The sequence below is a fragment of the Gemmobacter nectariphilus DSM 15620 genome (assembly GCF_000429765.1).
Taxonomy (GTDB): domain Bacteria; phylum Pseudomonadota; class Alphaproteobacteria; order Rhodobacterales; family Rhodobacteraceae; genus Wagnerdoeblera; species Wagnerdoeblera nectariphila.
Window position 1 is genome coordinate 154,312 of the sequence record NZ_AUCM01000009.1, and the last position, 18,886, is coordinate 173,197.

The 18,886-nt window shown below is 65.2% G+C and carries 19 protein-coding genes; 15 read left to right on the plus strand and 4 right to left on the minus strand.

Annotated elements, in window-relative coordinates:
• Positions 1-632 precede the first annotated feature (632 nt).
• Positions 633-902, minus strand: coding sequence for a 30S ribosomal protein S15 (gene rpsO, locus G481_RS0111075; RefSeq protein ID WP_028030089.1), 270 nt, complete (start codon positions 900-902; stop codon positions 633-635).
• A 268-nt stretch (positions 903-1,170) separates the two neighbouring features.
• On the opposite strand from rpsO, the gene G481_RS0111080 reads away from it, so the two are divergent.
• Positions 1,171-2,199, plus strand: coding sequence for a calcium-binding protein (locus G481_RS0111080; protein WP_028030090.1), 1,029 nt, complete (start codon positions 1,171-1,173; stop codon positions 2,197-2,199).
• Here the strand turns inward: G481_RS0111080 and G481_RS0111085 are convergent.
• Complete coding sequence (locus G481_RS0111085) at positions 2,196-3,089, minus strand: alpha/beta fold hydrolase (RefSeq protein WP_051294472.1); 894 nt, start codon at positions 3,087-3,089, stop codon at positions 2,196-2,198. The two genes, G481_RS0111080 and G481_RS0111085, sit on opposite strands and share 4 nt — an antisense overlap.
• 110 nt (positions 3,090-3,199) lie before the next feature.
• Here G481_RS0111085 and G481_RS0111090 point away from each other — a divergent pair, with 110 nt between their 5' ends.
• A complete protein-coding gene (locus tag G481_RS0111090) occupies positions 3,200-3,859 on the plus strand; it encodes a glutathione S-transferase family protein (RefSeq protein ID WP_028030092.1) in 660 nt (219 codons plus the stop codon).
• Here G481_RS0111090 and G481_RS0111095 read toward each other — a convergent pair.
• The gene (locus tag G481_RS0111095) at positions 3,856-4,359 is read right to left on the minus strand and encodes a DUF1643 domain-containing protein (RefSeq protein WP_028030093.1); all 504 of its coding nucleotides are present in this window, start codon (positions 4,357-4,359) and stop codon (positions 3,856-3,858) included. The two genes, G481_RS0111090 and G481_RS0111095, sit on opposite strands and share 4 nt — an antisense overlap.
• Positions 4,360-4,422: 63 nt before the next feature.
• Here G481_RS0111095 and crcB point away from each other — a divergent pair, with 63 nt between their 5' ends.
• From crcB to G481_RS0111160, 13 genes are all read left to right on the plus strand, one after another.
• Positions 4,423-4,800, plus strand: coding sequence for a fluoride efflux transporter CrcB (gene crcB, locus G481_RS0111100; RefSeq protein ID WP_028030094.1), 378 nt, complete (start codon positions 4,423-4,425; stop codon positions 4,798-4,800).
• Positions 4,797-5,873 (plus strand): RluA family pseudouridine synthase, encoded by a 1,077-nt coding sequence (locus tag G481_RS23575; RefSeq protein WP_051294473.1) that lies wholly within the window; start codon positions 4,797-4,799, stop codon positions 5,871-5,873. The genes crcB and G481_RS23575 overlap by 4 nt, the downstream gene beginning before the upstream one ends.
• The gene (locus G481_RS0111110; protein WP_028030095.1) at positions 5,870-6,598 is read left to right on the plus strand and encodes an ATP12 family chaperone protein; all 729 of its coding nucleotides are present in this window, start codon (positions 5,870-5,872) and stop codon (positions 6,596-6,598) included. The genes G481_RS23575 and G481_RS0111110 overlap by 4 nt, the downstream gene beginning before the upstream one ends.
• 232 nt (positions 6,599-6,830) lie before the next feature.
• A complete protein-coding gene (locus G481_RS0111115) occupies positions 6,831-7,847 on the plus strand; it encodes an amino acid ABC transporter substrate-binding protein (RefSeq protein ID WP_028030096.1) in 1,017 nt (338 codons plus the stop codon).
• Positions 7,848-7,963: 116 nt separating this feature from the next.
• Positions 7,964-9,217: an amino acid ABC transporter permease gene (locus G481_RS0111120; protein ID WP_028030097.1), complete on the plus strand. Its 1,254-nt coding sequence runs from the start codon at positions 7,964-7,966 to the stop codon at positions 9,215-9,217.
• Position 9,218: 1 nt separating this feature from the next.
• On the plus strand, positions 9,219-10,502 hold the full coding sequence (locus G481_RS0111125; RefSeq protein WP_028030098.1) for an amino acid ABC transporter permease: 1,284 nt from the start codon (positions 9,219-9,221) through the stop codon (positions 10,500-10,502).
• A gap of 10 nt (positions 10,503-10,512) precedes the next feature.
• Positions 10,513-11,304, plus strand: a complete 792-nt coding sequence (locus tag G481_RS0111130; RefSeq protein WP_028030099.1) for an amino acid ABC transporter ATP-binding protein — start codon at positions 10,513-10,515, stop codon at positions 11,302-11,304.
• Between the two features lie 150 nt (positions 11,305-11,454).
• Positions 11,455-12,054 (plus strand): (d)CMP kinase, encoded by a 600-nt coding sequence (locus G481_RS0111135; protein ID WP_028030100.1) that lies wholly within the window; start codon positions 11,455-11,457, stop codon positions 12,052-12,054.
• A gap of 75 nt (positions 12,055-12,129) precedes the next feature.
• A complete protein-coding gene (locus G481_RS0111140) occupies positions 12,130-12,963 on the plus strand; it encodes an OmpA/MotB family protein (protein WP_028030101.1) in 834 nt (277 codons plus the stop codon).
• 91 nt (positions 12,964-13,054) lie between these two features.
• On the plus strand, positions 13,055-14,356 hold the full coding sequence (locus G481_RS0111145) for a flagellar hook protein FlgE (protein WP_028030102.1): 1,302 nt from the start codon (positions 13,055-13,057) through the stop codon (positions 14,354-14,356).
• 17 nt (positions 14,357-14,373) lie between these two features.
• The gene (flgK, locus tag G481_RS0111150; RefSeq protein WP_028030103.1) at positions 14,374-15,795 is read left to right on the plus strand and encodes a flagellar hook-associated protein FlgK; all 1,422 of its coding nucleotides are present in this window, start codon (positions 14,374-14,376) and stop codon (positions 15,793-15,795) included.
• A gap of 3 nt (positions 15,796-15,798) precedes the next feature.
• A complete protein-coding gene (locus tag G481_RS0111155) occupies positions 15,799-16,803 on the plus strand; it encodes a flagellin (RefSeq protein WP_028030104.1) in 1,005 nt (334 codons plus the stop codon).
• Positions 16,800-17,894, plus strand: coding sequence for a flagellar basal body P-ring protein FlgI (locus G481_RS0111160; RefSeq protein ID WP_028030105.1), 1,095 nt, complete (start codon positions 16,800-16,802; stop codon positions 17,892-17,894). The genes G481_RS0111155 and G481_RS0111160 overlap by 4 nt, the downstream gene beginning before the upstream one ends.
• Positions 17,895-17,930: 36 nt before the next feature.
• Here G481_RS0111160 and G481_RS0111165 read toward each other — a convergent pair whose 3' ends face one another.
• Positions 17,931-18,407 (minus strand): transposase, encoded by a 477-nt coding sequence (locus G481_RS0111165; RefSeq protein ID WP_084450851.1) that lies wholly within the window; start codon positions 18,405-18,407, stop codon positions 17,931-17,933.
• Between the last annotated feature and the right edge of the window lie 479 nt (positions 18,408-18,886).

Sequence of the window (18,886 nt, forward strand, 5' to 3'; positions counted from 1 at the left end):
GCTCCATATTGACAAGGCGCGCAAAATCGCCATAATGAGCAATACCGCACGATTCATCAAAACGGATCACATTGGCAATTTGACGCAAATCCGTGGTCCGAGCGTAGGAGAGGCTAGTCGAACATGGCACTTAGGCAATTTGAAACAAGCGGCGAGTCCCAAGCTTCAAGAGCAAGGTGGATCTGGCAAATCCTCAGCGGCTATGTCGCTTTTGGAGGTCGCGATCCTTACGCCGACCATCTGCCACCCGGTGTAATGTCTTATCGTTACCTTCGTGAGATTATGGGCTACGAGCCAGGCGCTGAAAAAACGCTTGGGGGGCCCCTAGGCTACATCAAGAGGTATTGTGAGACTAATGACCTTCCGCTTCTTAACTGCGTGGTGGTCCGAAAGGACTCTGGAATTGCCGGCTGGGAGGATATGTTTCAGAGTCAGGAGGCCCATCTTCGAGAGCAAAAACGCGTCACCGACCTCAGCTATGGCTGGGTAAACATGCGTGCGCCTACGACTAGTGAATTTCGTAAGCTTGGAGCCTTCAATCCTGAGTGACGACGAACTTTGTTATACTTAGGCCAAAAAGAAAACGCCCGCGCCTTGCGGCACGGGCGTTTCCTGAAACCTTGCGGCTGGCCTTAGCGGCGCAGGCCCAGACGGCCGATCAGCGTGGTGTAACGCGACTCGTCCTTGCCTTTCAGATAGTCCAGCAGCTTGCGGCGCTGAGCCACCAGCTTGAGCAGACCGCGACGCGAGTGGTTGTCCTTTTTATGGGACTTGAAGTGCTCGGTCAGCGTGGCAATGCGCGAGGACAGGATCGCGACCTGAACTTCGGGCGAGCCGGTGTCGCCTTCCTTCGTCGCGTATTCCTTGATCAGGCGGTTCTTCTCTTCGACGGTAATCGACATCGGGGGCTCCTTTTCAGGTCTATGGCACAAGCCGGGATGTCGTCCAGCAAGGCCCGTGGAGATACCCGCCGTTGCAGCGGATGGGGGCTGATAGGGGAAATTGGCCGGAAAATAAAGACCCAAGTTCGGGCGCGGGCCCGCTGTGCCCGAAACCCGCGCAGTTCGCGCCTTGTTCTCGCCGCGATTCCATGATAATTTCCAATATAAATCAGCATGTTAACCTATATCATGGTTAATTTTCAACCTTGACGCGCGCGGGGGTGTGGCGATGTTCGGTCTGTTCGGTGTGCTGGGCTTGTTGATGGCCGGGGTGGTGGGCAGCAGCCTTATTGTGCGCCCGCCAGAGGGTGAGGCTGACGACGATGCGGCGCCGGCCGAGTCGACTGACTCTGCAGCTGACGACTCGGCGCCCGATGAACAGCTGTGGGATGCCGGGGCCGACGATCCGCCCGCCACCGACGACAGCTTGCAAGACGGCACGGCGGACCCGGCGCTGGCCGACACCGCGCCCCCGGCTGCTGCCGCGCCGCCCGCCGGGGAAGATGCGGGGGCCGAGGATCTGGCAAACCAGATCACCGGCAGCCCCGGCACTGACGGGCTGGAGGGCACGGCGGGGCGCGACATCCTTTATGGCGGGCGGGGCGACGATCAGCTGAACGGCGCTGCGGGCGAGGATCAGCTGTTCGGCGGGGCCGGGGCCGATACGGTTCTGGGCGGCCATGACGCCGACCATCTGTCCGGCGGCGACGGCGACGATACCCTGTGCGGCCAGGAAGGCGACGATCGGCTGGACGGCGGGGAGGGCAATGACACCCTGCTTGGCGGCAATGGCAACGACACGCTGCACGGCGGCGCAGGCGATGACTGGCTGTCTGGCGGCATGGGCGATGACCTGATGCAGGCCGGACCGGGGCAAGACACGCTGGACGGCGATGCCGGCAATGACACGCTTGTCGGGGCCTTTCATGGCACGGCGGGCGATGGCGCCAATTATCTCAATGCTGGCGAGGGCGATGACGTGCTGCGCATCGGGGCCGGCGATGTCGCCTCGGGCGGCAATGGCATGGACCGGTTCGAGCTGAGCCACGACATGCAGGGGCAGGTTGCGCGAATCATGGACTTCGACATCACGCAAGACGAGCTGGTCGTGGTCTATGACGGCGCCGTGCCGCTGGTCACGCTGGCGCCCGGCGGGGTCGCGGACGAGGTTGTCGTTCTGCTGAACGGCAAGCCCCTGGCCGAGGTGGTCGGGGGCAGCGGGCTCACGGTCGATGCGATCCGGCTGATGCCTGGCTAAGCGCCGCGAAAGAAGGGCACTAACAGATCCAGCACCGCCTGCGGGTTTTCCTCTTGCACGAAATGGCCCGAACGACAGGGGCCGCCCTGCACATCATCGGCCCAGCGCCGCCAGATGCCCAGCGGATCGCCGGTGCGCGCGGGAAAGCCATGTTCGCCCCACAGGTAGCACACAGGCGCCGCGATCCGCGCGCCAGCGGCCCGGCTTTCCCGATCAAGCCGCCGGTCGGTGGTGGCCCCGGCGCGATAGTCGGCGCACATGGCATGGATGCGCGCCGGGTCGCGGATCTGCGCCCGGTAGCTGTCCAGCGACTCGGGCGGCAGGGCGTTCAACGTGTGGTCCAGCGTCCACGCCGCCAGGGTATGATCCAGATAGGCCACCGGATCGGCGCCGATCATCCGCTCGGGCAAGGGGGCGGGCTGGGCAAGAAAGGTCCAGTGATAGGCCGCCATCGCCAGATCGGCCGTCCAGGCCGCCCAGAAATCGCCGGTCGGCACGATCTCGATGATCCCCAGCCGGTCCACCCGCGCCGGGTGGTCCAGCGCCAGCCGATAGCTGACCCGCGCGCCGCGATCATGCCCCAGGATGTTCGATTTCCTCAGGCCCATATGGTCCATCAGGTCCACGATGTCCTGCGCCATGCGGCGTTTTGAATAGGTGGTATGGCCCGCATCGTCGGGCGGCGCCGCACTTTGGCCATAGCCGCGCAGGTCGGGGATGATGACATGGAAGTCGCGCGCCAGATCAGGCGCCACACGCGCCCAGCACATGCCGTTCTGCGGATAGCCATGCAGCAAGATCAGCGGCGCGCCGCTGCCGGCCTGCTGCACCGACAGATCGACATCGGGCAAGCGGATGGTGTCACGGACAAAGCCGGGGATTGTGGTCATGGGCGCTCCTCCTGCCCGCAAGGCTGCACCGGGCGCCGCCATCTGACAAGGACTTGCGCGGGGCCCTGCCCCGGCGCAGGCTGGCCATGATCGGTCCAGGGAGAAGCCGCATGACGCTTGCGCTGTATGGTCACCCGTTTTCCTCCTACACCCAAAAGGCGCTGATCGCGCTTTACGAAAGCGGCACGGATTTCGAGTTCCGCATCATCGGCCCGGACACGCCCGCCCATGTCGAGGACTGGATCCAGCGCTGGCCGCTGCGCAAGTTCCCCATGCTGCTGGACGACGAGCGGCAGTTCACCGAGACCAGCATCATCATCGAGTATCTGCACCTGGCGCATCCCGGCCCCGTGCCGCTGATCCCGGCCGACCCGATGGCGGCGCTGGCGGTGCGGTTCATGGACCGGGTGTTCGACCTGCATGTGATGGATCCGGTGCAACTGGCGGTGGATACCGCGCTGGGGCGTTACCCGATGCCGCCGGACGAGGGCCGACGCATGGCGGCCGAGCGGCTGGAGCGCGCCTATGGCTGGCTGGACAGCCAGATGACCGCGCGCGACTGGGCGACGGGTGAGGCGTTCACGCTGGCCGATTGCGCCGCGGCACCGGCGTTGTTCTATGCCGACTGGGTGCATCCGATCCCGCCAAGTTGCCCGGCGCTGCGGGCCTATCGCCGCAGGTTGCTGGCGCGCCCCAGCATCGCACCCGTGGTGGACGAGGCGCGGCCCTACCGCCATCTGTTCCCGCTGGGCGCCCCCGAACGGGACTAGTCCCAGGCCATCGGCGCCACGGAATAGGCGGTATACAGCGGATGGCGGGGCTGGCCCTGCCCGGTCAGGCCCAGATGGTGCAGCCGATGCCCTGCCCCGCGCAGCAGCGCGATCACCTGCGCATCGCGCCCCCGGTGCGCACCATGGTTGCCCCAGCCGCAGACCAGCAGATCGGCCCCCGCCAGCGCCTGCAGCAGGGCCGCGTCGGCATGGGGGCCGACCGGATCGCCCGCCCGCTTCAGATCACGCGGGTCGGTGGCGCGATAGGCAAACAGATTGCCGATGGCGATGCCGCCGAACCCCGTGGCCCGCGCCCGCGCGCTGCACCGGGCGATGGTCGGATCGTCCTGCGCCTCGGTCGCGGTCGAGGGGTTGAGCATCACCCAGCCCATCACCGGCCCATCGCCCCAACGGCGGTGCAAGGCATGGCGATAGGCCCCGCAATCGGAGTAGACAGCCTGAGAGCTGATGCCCCCCGTCCTGTGGTTGCGCAAGATCATCCCCCCGTGATGCCGCCTTGCGCGCCTGTTGACAAGCCGGCCCGCGCCGCGCAGAGGAAAGCGATGATCTGGACCCTTTCTCAGGTGGCTTTGGGCGGTGCCATTGGCGCCGTGGCACGGTTTGCAACCGTGTCCGGTGTCGCGCGGCTGGCCGGCATCGACTTTCCTTTCGGCACCATGGCGGTGAATGTCCTCGGCTCGTTCGTCATGGGCGCGCTGTGGATCTGGCTGGACATGCAGGGGCTGACCCGCCTTGCGCCCTTGCTGATGGCAGGACTGCTGGGCGGGTTCACGACGTTTTCGGCCTTTTCGCTTGACACGCTGCGCCTTTGGGAAAGTGGCGCGGCGTGGTCGGCGGCGGGCTATGCGGCAGGATCGGTCGTCCTGTCGATTGCGGCACTGGTCGCGGGTGCGACCCTGATACGGGGGATGGCGGCATGAGCAGCGTTCAGATGGTCACGGTTTCCGAAGCCGAGGGCGAACAGCGGCTGGATCGCTGGATGAAGAAGCGCTTTGCCCAGCTGACGCAGGGCGCGGTGGAAAAGATGTGCCGCACCGGGCAGGTGCGGGTCGATGGCGCGCGGGCCAAGGCCAGCGACCGGGTGGCCCCCGGCATGGTCGTGCGCGTGCCGCCGCTGCCCGATGCCCCGCCCCCGCCGCGGGCCGAGGCCGGAATCTCGGACGCCGATGCGCGGATGATCCAGGACTGCGTGATCTTCAAGGATCAGCACCTGATCGTGCTGAACAAGCCCGCCGGCCTGCCCAGCCAGGGCGGCAGCGGGCTCGATCATCGCCATGTCGACGGGCTGACCCCCGCGCTGATGTTCGGCTACAAGGAAAAGCCGAAACTGGTGCACCGGCTGGACAAGGATACCAGCGGGCTTCTGGTGCTGGCCCGCACCGACCGCGTGGCCCGCGCCCTGTCCGAGGCGTTCCGCCACCGCAATACCCGCAAGATCTATTGGGCCGCCGTTGCAGGCGTTCCGAACCCCAAGATGGGGTCCATCAAGTTCGCGCTGATGAAGGCCCCCGGCCATGGCAAGGCGGGCGAAGGCGAAAAGATGGTCTGCGTCCATCCTGCCAAGATGAAGGACTATCCCGACGCCAAGCGCGCCCATACCGATTATTCGGTGATGGAGGTGCTGGGCACCCGCGTATCCTGGGTCGGCCTTGCGCCGATCACCGGCCGCACGCACCAGCTGCGCGCGCACATGGCCGAGCTGGGCCACCCGATCATCGGTGACGGGAAATACGGCGGATCGAGCCAGGAAAACCTGGGCGATGGCTGGGGCTCGCAACTGGGGGGCGAGATCAGCCGCAAGCTGCACCTGCACGCCCGGCTGCTGAGCTTTGAGCATCCGATCACCAAGAAGATGATGACCTTCACCGCCCCCCTGCCCGATCACATGGCCAAGACCTGGAAAACGCTGGGCTGGGATGTGAACTCTGTCCCGCCCGATCCGTTCGACCTGACCAACTGGCCCGGCGTGACCGGCCCGAGGGGGCGCGGATGAGCGGCTGGAAGGCAAAGCGGTTCTGGTCGGCCGCCACGGTGGAACCCGACGGGGCGGGCTGGGGCATCCGGCTGGACGGGCGCCCGGTCAAGACCCCCGCCAAGGCCCCGCTGATCGTGCCGACCGAGGCGATGGCGCAGGCCATTGCCGCCGAATGGGACGCCCAGCAAGGCGAAGTGCGGCCAGAAACCATGCCGCTGACCCGCGCCGCGAATTCCGCGATCGACAAGGTGACGCCGCAATTCGATGCGGTCGCCGCCATGCTGGCCGATTACGGTGGTACCGATCTTCTGTGCTACCGCGCCGAAGCGCCCGAGCCGCTGATCGCGAGGCAATCCGCGGCCTGGGATCCGCTGCTCGACTGGGCGGCGGTGGAACTGGGGGCGCCGCTGACGGTCGCCACCGGGATCCTTCCGGTTGCCCAGCCCTCTGACAGCCTTGCACGCCTGACGCAGGCCGTGCAGGCGCACGATCCGTTCCGCCTGACCGCGTTGCACGATCTGGTGGCCATCTCGGGCTCGCTGGTGATCGGCCTTGCCATCGCGCGGGGCCGGCTGGATGCAGCGGCCGGCTGGCAGGTCTCGCGCATCGACGAGGACTGGCAGACCGAACAATGGGGCGCCGACGACGAAGCCGCCGCAGCTGCGGCCGTCAAGCGCCAGGCGATGCAGGACGCGGCACGATTCCTGTGGCTTTGCGGGCCCGTGGCCGAGCCTGCGCAATAGTATTTCGCGCAAGGCAGCCCATCGGCAAGGTTTCGCCCCGGAAACGCTTCATTCCAAAGAACTTTCTGCAAATGCGAAGGGTTCTGCGACGCGAGCCTTGACGCCACATGTGGCTTCGTCGCACTATCCCCGACACCCCATGTCTGGGAGGCTGAAGGCGATCTTCGGCTACCGCGGGGCTCAAAAACAAAGATCCGCCGCTCTGCCGGCGGCAACTCAGGAAGAGGTACGCATGAAAAAATCCGTATTCCTTGGCACGCTCTCGCTGACCGCCCTTGTGGCCGGTTTCGCGTCGGCTGCCACGCTGGACGATGTCAAGGCGCGTGGAACCCTGAACTGCGGCGTGTCGACCGGCGTCAACGGCTTCTCGGCGCCTGACTCGAACGGCGTCTGGCAGGGCTTTGACGTGGCCATCTGCCGTGCGGTCGCAGCGGCCGTCCTGGGCGATCCGATGAAGGTCAACTTCATCACCACCACCGGCCAGACCCGCTTCTCGGCGCTGGCGTCGGGCGAGATCGACATGCTGGCCCGCAACACCACCTGGACCTTCAGCCGTGACACCGACCTGAAGTTCACCTTTGCCGGCGTCAACTACTATGACGGCCAGGGCTTCATGGTGAAGAAGGAGCTGGGCGTTTCCTCGGCCAAGGAACTCGACGGCGCGACCGTCTGCATCCAGACCGGCACCACGACCGAACTGAACCTGGCCGACTACTTCAAGTCGAACAACATGAAGTATGAGCCCGTTCCGATCGAGACCAACGCCGAAGCGCAGCAGCAGTATCTGGCCGGCGCCTGCGACGTCTACACCACCGACGCTTCGGGCCTTGCCGCGACCCGCGCGACCTTCGCCGATGCGGAAAACCACATCGTCCTGCCGGAAATCATCTCGAAAGAGCCGCTGGGGCCGCTGGTTCGCCAGGGCGACGACCAATGGGCCGACATCGCCCGCTGGACGCTGAACGCGCTGATCGCCGCGGAAGAATACGGCGTGACCTCGGCCAATATCGAAGAGCTGGCCAAGGGCACCGAGAACCCGGAAATCAACCGTCTGCTGGGCACCGAGGGTGAGCTGGGCGCGATGATCGGCCTGGACAAGGATTGGGCCAAGCGCGCCATCAAGGCGGGCGGCAACTATGGCGAGATCTTCGCCGCCACCATCGGCGAGGCCACTCCGATCGGCCTGGCTCGCGGGCTGAACGCACAATGGACCCAGGGCGGGCTGATGTACTCGCCGCCCTTCCGCTAAGACCACCGAAGGGGCGCGCACACCGCGCCCCTTCCGCCTTTTCGTTCTGCGACAATCAATCCGCCCCGGCCATGGCCGGAGAGTGCAAAGCGCCTGGCGGATCAGGGGGTACATCAATGGCGACCATGCCCGACGTCCGCAAGGACGGGTTTCGGCTCAGCATGCTGCTTTACGATACGCGGTATCGCTCGATCACCTTGCAGGTCATCTTTCTGGTGCTGTTCGCAGCCGCCGCCTGGTGGCTGATCCACAATACGGTTGAAAACCTCAAGGCGCTTGGCAAGGACTTCAGCTTCGGCTTCCTGACGGTCCGGTCCGGCTATGACATCAACCAGCGTCTGATCGAGTACAGCAGCGACAGCCCGCATTGGCGCGCCTTTCTGGTCGGGCTGCTGAACACGCTGCTGCTGGCGGCGCTGTCTTGCGTGACGGCCACCGTTGTCGGCGTTCTGGCCGGCGTGCTGCGCCTGTCCAAGAACTGGCTGGTCGCCCGGCTGATGACGGTCTATGTCGAGACCTTCCGCAACATTCCCCTGCTGATCTGGATCTTGCTGATCTTCGCGATCATGACGGAATCCATGCCGGCCCCGAATGCGTTCCGGGGGGAAAATCCCGCCTCGTCCATGCTGCTGTTCGACAGCATCGCGGTCACGAACCGCGGGGTTTACGTCCCCGAGCCGCTGTTCACCCGCTCGCTTGGCAATCTGGATCTGGGCGTGTTCCTCGTCTCGTGGGACTTGCTGGTGATCATTGCGGTGCTGCTGGCCTGCGTCCTTGCCAATCGGGCCCTGCGCAAGAATGCCGAAACGGTGCAGAACGCGACCGGCGTGCGGCCCGTGACCTGGTGGAAATCGCTGCTGATCTTTCTTGTCCCGCTGGCGGCGCTGAAGTTCGCGCTGGGGTTCCATCTGGGCCTGCCCGAGCTCAAGGGCTTCAACTTTGCGGGCGGCACGCATCTGCGCAACTCGCTGATCGCCATGTGGTTCGCGCTAACGGTCTATACCGGCGCCTTCATCGCCGAAACCGTGCGCGCCGGGATCCTGGCCATCTCGCGCGGTCAGTCCGAAGCGGCAGCCGCCCTTGGCCTGCGCCCCGGCCGCATCATGAGCCTGGTCATCCTGCCCCAGGCGCTGCGGGTGATCATCCCGCCGATGATCTCGCAATATCTGAACATCACCAAGAACACCTCGCTGGCGCTGGCCGTGGGCTACATGGACATCCGCTCGACGCTGGGGGGCATCACCATCAACCAGACCGGCCGCGAGCTGGAGGGGATGCTGTTGATGATGCTGACCTATCTGGTGATCAGCCTGGTCATCTCGATGGCGATGAACCTCTATAATTCCTCTGTGAAGCTGAAGGAGCGCTAAGATGGCCGTGACCTTCGTGCGCAAGGAAATGCTGCCCCAGCAACCGCCGCCCAGCAGTCAGGTGGGCCCGGTGCGCTGGGTGCGGGAAAACCTGCTGTCCAGCCCGCTGAACATCTTTCTGACGCTGGCCGCGATCTATGTGATCTATGTGATCATCGACCATGTCGGCCCCTGGCTGATGAATTCGGTCTGGAACGCGGGCAGCCTGGCCGAATGCCGCCAGATTCTGGCTGGCGAATCCGGTGCCTGCTTTGCCGTGATCAACGACCGCTGGCGCCAGCTGCTGTATGGATTCTATCCATCAGACATGTACTGGCGGCCCAACTTGGCCATGGTGCTGCTGCTGGTGGCCGTGGCGCCTGTCCTGTTCGACAAGCTGCCGCGCAAGATGATCTGGTTCTCGGCGGTCTATCCGTTCATCGCCTTCTGGCTGCTGTGGGGCGGCTCGCTGTGGCTGCCGCTGGCGGTGATCGCGGGCTTTGCCATCGGCTATGCGGTGTTCCGTGGGCTGAGCCCGATGACGAACGGCGCGCTGGCCGTGATCGCCGGGGCGCTGGCCGCGCTGATCTGGTGGTTCGTAGCCGCCGCAGCGGTGTCGGACGTGCTGCAGTCGGTGATCCCGCTGGGCATCGCTGCTGTTCCCAGCCGCGAATTCGGTGGGTTCATGCTGTCGATCATCATTGGTGTGACGGGCATCGCACTGTCGCTGCCGCTGGGCATCATGCTGGCGCTGGGGCGCAAGTCCGACATGCCGCTGATCAAGATGATCTGCGTCGGCTTCATCGAGTTCATCCGGGGCGTGCCGCTGATCACGCTGCTGTTCACGGCCTCGCTGCTGCTGAACTACTTCCTGCCGCCCGGCACCAACTTTGATATCATCCTGCGGGTGATCATCATGGTGACGCTGTTCGCCGCCGCCTATATGGCCGAGGTGATCCGGGGCGGTCTGGCTGCCCTGCCCCGCGGCCAGTATGAGGCGGCGGATGCGCTGGGGCTGGATTACTGGAAGGCGCAGCGGCTGATCATCATGCCGCAGGCACTGAAAATCTCGATCCCCGGCATCGTGAACACCTTCATCGGCCTGTTCAAGGATACCACGCTGGTGGTGTTCATCGGCCTTCTGGATCCGATCGGCCTGTCGAACGCCATTCGCGCCGACAGCAACTGGAACGGCATCTACTGGGAGCTGTTCATCTTCATCGGCGCCTGCTTCTTCATCTTCTGCTTCGGCATGTCGCGCTATTCCATGTATCTGGAACGCCGGCTGAAGACCGACCATCGGTAAGGAACCCCCCATGTCCGAACTTGCACTCGACCATGAAATCGACCGCAGCAAGATGACGGTCTCGAACGAGGTCGCCATCCAGATCGCCAGGATGAACAAGTGGTACGGCCAGTTCCACGTTCTGCGCGACATCGACATGACGGTCCATCGCGGCGAACGCATCGTGATCTGTGGCCCGTCGGGGTCGGGGAAATCGACGCTGATCCGCTGCATCAACCGGCTGGAGGAACACCAGTCCGGCCAGATCGTGGTGGACGGAACGGAACTGACATCGGACCTCAAGAACATCGACAAGGTGCGGTCCGAGGTCGGGATGGTGTTCCAGCACTTCAACCTGTTCCCGCATCTGACAATCCTGGAAAACTGCACGCTGGCGCCGATCTGGGTCCGCAAGGTTCCCAAGAAAGAGGCCGAGGAAACCGCGATGCACTTCCTGCGCAAGGTCAAGATCCCCGAGCAGGCGCACAAGTATCCTGGCCAGCTGTCGGGCGGCCAGCAGCAGCGGGTGGCGATCGCGCGGTCCCTGTGCATGAAGCCGCGCATCATGCTGTTCGACGAGCCGACCAGCGCCCTTGATCCCGAGATGATCAAGGAGGTGCTGGACACCATGATCGAGCTGGCCGAGGAAGGCATGACCATGCTGTGCGTGACCCACGAGATGGGCTTTGCCCAGGCGGTGGCGAACCGGGTGATCTTCATGGATCAGGGCCAGATCGTCGAACAGAACGAGCCCAAGGAATTCTTCAACAATCCCCAGTCGGACCGCACCAAGCTGTTCCTGAGCCAGATCCTCGGGCACTAGGCGCGCAAGCGGGGGTTTTGCACCCCCGCGCCGTCTGGTTCACGAACCAGACGGCTTCCCCCGCAGGATATTTGCAGACAGATGAAGGAGCGGCGGGTTTGCCATGACCCGCCGTTCCTGCTTTATGGCCGCAAGTCAGTGGAGGCGGGCATGAGCTTTACCGTGGCAATCGACGGGCCGGCAGCGGCCGGCAAGGGCACCATCAGCCGGGCCGTGGCCGCGCGGTTCGGCTTTGCGCATCTGGATACCGGGCTGCTGTATCGGGCCGTCGGGGCGAAGGTGGCGGCCGGGGCCGCGCCCGAGGCTGCCGCGCTGGCGCTGGTTCCAGCCGATCTGGAAGGCCCCGGACTGCGCACGCTGGAGGCGGGCCAGGCCGCAAGCCGTGTCGCCACCATTCCCGAAGTGCGCGCCGCGCTGGTCGAATTCCAGCGCCGCTTCGCCCGCCAGCCGGGTGGGGCCGTTCTGGACGGGCGCGACATCGGCACGGTGATCTGCCCCGAGGCCGAGGTGAAGCTCTATGTCACCGCCAGCGCCGAGGTGCGGGCGCATCGCCGCTGGCTGGAGGTGGGGGGCGAGCCGGCGCAGGTTCTGGCCGAAGTGCGCGAGCGCGATGCCCGCGACATGGGCCGCGCCGATGCCCCGCTGCGCCCGGCTGACGATGCCGTGATCCTCGACACCTCGGATCTGTCGATAGACGCCGCGGTTGCGCAGGCGGTCGCGCTGATCGAGGCGCGGCGGAAAAGCGGGTAAGATTGAACCTGTTAAGGCGCCCCTAACGCTGCCTGTGCCACGACTGGTCTCGGGTGAGACGAAAGGGTGAATGAAATGGCCAGGCCAGGCAATGCCGCGCCGGTCATCATCAAACGAAAGAAGGTTGTAGCGGGCGGTGGGCACCATGGCGGGGCATGGAAGGTTGCCTATGCCGACTTTGTGACCGCCATGATGGCCTTCTTTCTGCTGATGTGGCTGCTGAACGCGACGACTGAAAAACAGCGCAAGGGAATTGCGGATTACTTCAACCCCGTGGTGCCGGTGAACCGTGTATCGGGCGGCGGCGATGGTGCCTTTGGCGGCGAGAGCCTGTTTTCCGAAGAAGTGCTGGCCCAGTCCGGCACCGGCGCCAGCGCGATGCGGCCCAGCGACGAACGTCAGGCCATGGGGCTTTCCGGCGAGAACGAGGCTGCGGCCGAAGAGCGGGCGCTGAAGGCGCTCGATTCCGCGCTGCGGGCGGTCGGGGGCGAAAGCATGACGATGGAGCGGCTGATGCGCCATGTCGTCACCCGCCTGACGGATGAGGGGCTGGTGATCGAACTGTTCGACTTGCCTGATTCCCCACTGTTCGAAGGCACCACTGCAACCCCCCGTCCGGTGCTGGAAGATCTGTTGCGCGTGGTCGTCGACAGCTTTGCGATGGTCGGAAATCAGATCGCCGTGCAGGGATTCGTGCAAAGTTATCCGATCACGCTGATCGAAAACCCGGCCTGGGAACTTTCGGCAGCACGGGCACAGGCGAGCCGTGAAATCTTGCAAAGGGCGGGCTTCACACCCGAACGAATCCAACGGGTTACCGGATTTGCCGATCGCAAGCCGGTCGTTGCCGACCCGATGGCCGAACGCAACAACCGGCTGGAACTTGTGCTGCTGCGCAATCGCAGGTGACAGGCTTTGGCCGCGTTAGCCGGAAATTAAGCCCCCGGGCGCATTCTGCCTTGCGACAGATGAAGTCGCAGCAGCAGAAAGGTGCGATCCGATGACGATTTCCTCCTCGCTCAATGCAGGCGTGGCCGGACTGAATGCCAATGCGGCGCGGCTGGCCACGATATCCGACAACATCGCCAATTCGGCGACCTATGGCTACAAGCGGAACACCGTCGATTTTCACGCCATGGTGGTGGATTCGGCCAATGCCGGCAAGTATTCGGCTGGGGGCGTGCGCACGACGGCCCTGCGGCTGATCGACGATCGCGGCCCGCTGGTGCGCACTGACAGCGCGACGGACCTTTCGGTCGATGGCCGCGGCTTTCTGCCCGTGACCTCGCTGGCCTCGCTGGCGGGCGATGGCAGCCCGACGCAGATGCAGCTGGTCACCACCGGATCGTTCAAGGCCAATGCTGACGGCTATCTGACCACGCCGGCCGGCCAGGTGCTGATGGGCTGGCCTGCTGCCGCCGATGGCAGCATCGGCACCCAGACCCGTGAAGCGCTGACGGGGCTGGAGCCGATCCGGCTGAACATGAACCAGTTCACGGCCAACCCGACCACGGCGATCGGCCTGTCCGTCAACCTGCCCGCCACCTCGACACTCGCGGGTGCCGACGGTGCCGGGCAAGAGGTGGCGATGCAGTATTTCGACAATCTTGGCCTGTCGCAGACGCTGACCTTCAGCTTCACGCCCTCGGTGCCGGCCAGCGGTGCCTCGAACAGCTGGACACTGAGCGTGCATGACTCCGCCTCGGACACGATGATCGGCGAATACACCATGACGTTCGAGGACAGCCAGACGGGCGGCGGCCTGCTGCAATCGGTGACCACGACCTCGGGCGGGGCCTATGATCCGACGACGGGCACGATGGAGCTGACGGTCGCCAGCGGCCCCATCGCGCTGACCATCGGCAAGCCGGGGCAGCTGGACGGGATGACGCAGCTGTCCTCGGCCTTCTCGCCGGGCACGCAGACCAAGAACGGCACCCCGGTCGCCTCGATGATCTCGGTCGAATTCGATGCCGATGGCAACCTTTATGGCGTTTACGATCAGGGCTTTACCCGCAAGCTCTATCAGGTGCCGGTGGCCGATGTGCGCAATCCCAACGGCCTGACCGCCGTCGGCAATCAAGCCTATGAGGTGTCGCTTGCCTCGGGTGGCTTCTATCTGTGGGATGCCGGTGATGGGCCGACCGGCGCGATGTCGCCCTATAGCCGCGAGGAAAGCGCGACCGATGTTGCGACCGAACTGACCCAGCTGATCCAGACCCAGCGCGCCTATTCGTCGAACGCCAAGATCATCCAGACGGTCGACGAGATGCTGCAGGAAACCACCAACCTGAAACGCTGACCTGACGGAGGATCGCGATGAGCCTGTCGCAAAGCCTGTCCGCCGCCGTCTCGGGCCTGACCGCTGCATCGCGCGGCGCCCAGGTGGTGGCGACCAACCTTGCCAACCTGCGCACCGAAGGGTTCGGGCGGCGCGACATGTCCCTGACCAGCCTGACCGGAGGCGGTGTTCTGGCCAATGCTGTCTTGCGCACCAGCACGCCCCTGATCACCGCCGACCGGCGAAACGCACAGGCCGAGGCGCAAGCCCAGGGAACGCAGGCCGACTTCCTGCAATCGCTGGAGGGGTGGCTGGGAACACCCGGCACGGCCGGGGCATTGACGACCAGGATCAATGCGTTCGGCGCCGCGCTGACCTCTGCCGCCGCCGCGCCATCGTCCGAGGCGTCCCTGACAGGGGTGCTGGATGGCGCGCGCGGACTGGCCACCGCACTTGGGGATATCTCGGGGCGGATCCAGCAGGCGCGCAGCACCGCTGACCGCGCCATCGCGGCGGATGTCGCCAGCCTCAACGATTCGCTGATGCGGGTGTCGGACCTGAACCGTAGTATCGTCAAGATGACCGCGGCCGGACGCGACGCCAGCGCCCTGGTCGATCAGCGGCAGGTTCTGGTGGATCGCATCGCCGAAATTGTCCCCTTGCGCGAGGTGCAACGCGAAAACGGACAGATTGCGCTGTATTCGTCTGGCGGGGCAACGCTGCTGGATGGGCAACCAGCGACGTTCGGCTTTTCCCAGGCCGGGATGATCGCAGCAGACTCCGGGCCACTGTCCGGCCTGACGCTGAATGGCCGCCCGGTCTCGGCCAACGAGGGCGGCGTGATGGCAGGCGGCCGGATGGAGGCGAACTTTGCCATCCGCGACGATCTTGGCCCCGCAGCACAGCGCCAGATGGATGCCATCGCCCGCGATCTGATGACCCGGATGGAGGCAGCGGACAGCACGCGCGGAACCGCCGCCGGCCTGTTCACTGATGCGGGCCAACCCTTTGATCTTGGGCGAGAGGTCGGCCTTGCCGCGCGACTTTCGGTCAATGCGGCGGTCGATCCGGCCAGGGGGGGCGATTTGTGGCGATTGCGTGCGGGGGTGGGTGCGACAGTTCCGGGCGATAGCGGCGATGGCAGCCTGCTAAGCGCGCTTGCCGCCGCACTGGACGCCCCGCAACCCGCCGCCTCGGGCGATTTCCTTCCCGGGTCGCGCAGCCTGTCGGGCCTTGCCGCCGAATTCCTCTCGGGCACGGCGACGACGCGCCTGACAATGGAAAGCGCCAGCGCCGTGGCCGCCAGCCGCAGCACGACCCTGACCGCGCTTGAGGCCGAATCCGGCGTGGACAGCGACCGCGAGATGCAGCTCCTCCTGATGATCGAACGCGCCTACGAGGCGAATACCAAGGTCATTCAGGCGGTCGACGGAATGCTTGCCAGCCTGTTGGAGATCTAAGTCATGACCATGGTATCCTTGGGCGACCTTGCCCGCAGCCTGATGCTGCAACGCCACACCACCGCCAGCAACGACCGGCTGAACCGCGTGACGCAAGAGCTGGCAAGCGGGCGTCACAGCGACATTGCCGCGGCCAATCGGGGGGACATGTCGCCTTTGGCCGCGATCGAGGGCGCATTGTCGCGGATTGGCAGCTGGCAGGTAAGCGCGAAATCGCTTTCGGTCAAACTGGATGCCATGCAATCGGCGCTTGGGGCGCTGAACGGCATTGCCTCCAGCATGGCCGATACGCTGGTGACAGCTGGCGGCGCAACCCAGGAGACTCAGGTGGCCCTTGCCGCCCATAGCGCGGGCGAGCATCTGGAGGCGGCAATCGGATTGCTGAATGCCCGATCGGCCGATCAGTCGATTTTTGCCGGCACGCGCGGCGATGGCCCTGCGATGATCGGCGCAGATGCACTGATGGCGGCCCTGTTGCCTGCGGTTTCGGGGGCAGAAACGGCCGAAGAGGTGCAGGCCGCGGTGCAAGCCTGGTTCGACGATCCGGCCGGCTTCGATGCGGTCGCCTATCGGGGCGGGCAACCGCAACCGGCGATTGCCGTCGGCCCCGGCGAAAGTGCATCGCCTTCGGTCACCGCCACCGATCCGGCGCTGAAATCGCTGCTGTCCGGGCTTGCGATGTCCGCGGTGATGGATCACGGCGTGCTGAACGGATCGCCCATGGAATCGCGCAAACTCGCCCGTCTGTCGGGTGAGGCGCTGATGAGCACCGCGACCGAGCGCACCATGCTGGCCGCCCGGGTCGGGATCACCCAAAGCCGCCTGACGCAGGCCCAGACCCGCAACTCGGCCGAAGAAACCGCGCTTGGCATCGCCCGCGCTGGCCTTGTGTCCAGTGATCCCTATGCCGGCGCCACCGAACTCGAGGCCGCACGCACGCAGCTGGAAACCCTGTATGCGCTGACCGCCCGGCTCTCGGGGCTCAGCCTGATCGGGTCGCTGCGATGATCCGGCTGCTGCTCTTGTGCCTGATGATCGCCCTGCCCGCAGGGGCTGCGCCGGTCCGGTTGAAGGATCTGGTCGAATTCGACGGAGTTCGCGGCAATGATCTGGTTGGCTATGGCCTGGTCGTCGGCCTTAACGGCACGGGCGATGGATTGCGCAATGCCCCCTTCACCGAAGAGATCATGTCAAATCTGCTTGAACGGCTTGGGGTCAACGTGACGGGGGAACAGTTGCGCCCCAAGAACGTCGCCGCCGTGATGATCACCGCCAGTCTGCCGCCGTTCTCCCGCGCGGGGGGGCGCATTGATGTATCTGTTTCCGCCATCGGCGACGCCAAAAGCCTGCTTGGCGGAACACTGGTGATGACCCCCCTGAACGGTGCCGACGGACAGATTTATGCCGTGGCGCAGGGCGCCGTGCTGGCAGGCGGCGTCTCGGCCGAGGGCGAAGCCGCGCGGGTCGTTCAGGGTGTCCCCACCTCGGGCGTGATTCCCGGCGGCGGGCGTGTGGAACGCGAGGTCGATTTCGATTTCTCCTCGCTGTCCGCAATCCGGCTGGCCCTGCGCAGCCCGGACTTTACCACAGCAGCCAGGATCGAGGCCGCCGTCAACGCGGAATTCGGTCGTCCGATTGCCGCCATGCTGGATGGCGGGACAGTCGCGATCGATATTTCTGCCGCCCGCATGCGATCTGCGGCGCATGTCATGGGGCGGATCGAAAACATCCCGGTCGAACCGGAACGCCGAGCCCGCGTCGTGGTCGATCAGCGTTCGGGCACGATCGTCATGGGGGCCGATGTGCGCATAAGCCGTGTCGCTGTCGCACAAGGCGGCCTGACCCTGCGGGTCGAAGAAGCCCCGATCGTCGTGCAACCCAACCCCTTCAGCCGCGGCGAAACCGTCGCCGTGCCCAGAAGCACCGCAGGCATCGACCAACGCAACGGAACCGGCCTGGCCGAGGTCTCTGGCGCGACAAGCCTGTCCGAGGTCGTGGCTGGTCTCAACGCACTTGGGGTGGCACCGCGCGACATGATCGACATTCTCAAGACAATCAACGCCGCCGGTGCATTGCATGCCGAACTTCTGGTCCAGTGAGCGCATCGGATGAACTGCTGCATGGTCAGGCACCGCCTATCCTGGGTCCAGTCTCAAGACAGTCGCAGCGTGCGCGATGGAGGAAAGGAAAAGCGTTGGGCACCTGTCGCACCGCGTTGCAATCGGGCGCCGGTCCTTGAGCCTGCTGAAGATGATCTCGATCCGATTGCGCCCTGTGTCGCGGCGCCTGTGATGGCGTACGAACAGGGTGCACGACCTCCGACCGGCGAGGCAGGAACGTATCCCCCGGTCTTTCAACGCTTCCCCGAACCAGTTGGCAAGATAAGCCCGGTCCGCAATCTTCCATGCCTCGGCGGGCAGACCATGCAACAGAGCGGTGGCTTCGGCATGGTCGCTGGCCAAGCCCGCCGACATCAGGAAGCGGATCGGGCGGCCCATGGCATCCGCCAAAGCAAGCAGCCTGATGTTCAGCCCTCCCTTGGTCCGCCCGATCAGGCGCCCGCGTCGGTCATCAGGCCCCCCTTTTCGCCCGCAGGCTAGGGACCGTGCCATGCGCCTTCAGACATGTCGCATCGCTCATGACGACCTTGTCCTTGCACCGCCAGAGGCCAGAACCGCCCCCCGGAAAGCTGCATCGCCCCCCTGCGGTTGCAGAGCGTCTTGGGGGGGCATGTCCCGGCCGGGCGTCATGGCACCGCAGCCTATTGCGCGTGATGCTGCGTCGTCGGGAAAACAGTCCCCGATGGCTTGGCTACCCTCCTGCGTCTTGCCCATGCCGCGCCACTCCTCGGCATCTGGATGACCATGGCCCTTGTGCGGATGAAGCCGCGATATCTGCGTATCGCGCGGCCTGAACAGTTGCGCCTCCTCCGTTTCATCGGTTTGCGCTATCGGCTCAGGTGCGCCGACCCTGCTTCAGCAGATCAACGCGTCGTTACCCTGGGCTGCAGGGCGGTCCATGATCCTTGCCAAGACTGGCTTCACGCGGGGCCGCCTGGAACGTCGGCGAGGCCCACGCGTCTCGTGACGGC

Coding starts and splice junctions, on each gene's coding strand:
- rpsO (WP_028030089.1), bottom strand. CDS start 902: ATGTCGATTACCGTCGAAGAGAAGAACCGCCTGATCAAGGAATACGCG.
- G481_RS0111080 (WP_028030090.1), top strand. CDS start 1,171: ATGTTCGGTCTGTTCGGTGTGCTGGGCTTGTTGATGGCCGGGGTGGTG.
- G481_RS0111085 (WP_051294472.1), bottom strand. CDS start 3,089: ATGACCACAATCCCCGGCTTTGTCCGTGACACCATCCGCTTGCCCGAT.
- G481_RS0111090 (WP_028030092.1), top strand. CDS start 3,200: ATGACGCTTGCGCTGTATGGTCACCCGTTTTCCTCCTACACCCAAAAG.
- G481_RS0111095 (WP_028030093.1), bottom strand. CDS start 4,359: ATGATCTTGCGCAACCACAGGACGGGGGGCATCAGCTCTCAGGCTGTC.
- crcB (WP_028030094.1), top strand. CDS start 4,423: ATGATCTGGACCCTTTCTCAGGTGGCTTTGGGCGGTGCCATTGGCGCC.
- G481_RS23575 (WP_051294473.1), top strand. CDS start 4,797: ATGAGCAGCGTTCAGATGGTCACGGTTTCCGAAGCCGAGGGCGAACAG.
- G481_RS0111110 (WP_028030095.1), top strand. CDS start 5,870: ATGAGCGGCTGGAAGGCAAAGCGGTTCTGGTCGGCCGCCACGGTGGAA.
- G481_RS0111115 (WP_028030096.1), top strand. CDS start 6,831: ATGAAAAAATCCGTATTCCTTGGCACGCTCTCGCTGACCGCCCTTGTG.
- G481_RS0111120 (WP_028030097.1), top strand. CDS start 7,964: ATGGCGACCATGCCCGACGTCCGCAAGGACGGGTTTCGGCTCAGCATG.
- G481_RS0111125 (WP_028030098.1), top strand. CDS start 9,219: ATGGCCGTGACCTTCGTGCGCAAGGAAATGCTGCCCCAGCAACCGCCG.
- G481_RS0111130 (WP_028030099.1), top strand. CDS start 10,513: ATGTCCGAACTTGCACTCGACCATGAAATCGACCGCAGCAAGATGACG.
- G481_RS0111135 (WP_028030100.1), top strand. CDS start 11,455: ATGAGCTTTACCGTGGCAATCGACGGGCCGGCAGCGGCCGGCAAGGGC.
- G481_RS0111140 (WP_028030101.1), top strand. CDS start 12,130: ATGGCCAGGCCAGGCAATGCCGCGCCGGTCATCATCAAACGAAAGAAG.
- G481_RS0111145 (WP_028030102.1), top strand. CDS start 13,055: ATGACGATTTCCTCCTCGCTCAATGCAGGCGTGGCCGGACTGAATGCC.
- flgK (WP_028030103.1), top strand. CDS start 14,374: ATGAGCCTGTCGCAAAGCCTGTCCGCCGCCGTCTCGGGCCTGACCGCT.
- G481_RS0111155 (WP_028030104.1), top strand. CDS start 15,799: ATGACCATGGTATCCTTGGGCGACCTTGCCCGCAGCCTGATGCTGCAA.
- G481_RS0111160 (WP_028030105.1), top strand. CDS start 16,800: ATGATCCGGCTGCTGCTCTTGTGCCTGATGATCGCCCTGCCCGCAGGG.
- G481_RS0111165 (WP_084450851.1), bottom strand. CDS start 18,407: ATGGCACGGTCCCTAGCCTGCGGGCGAAAAGGGGGGCCTGATGACCGA.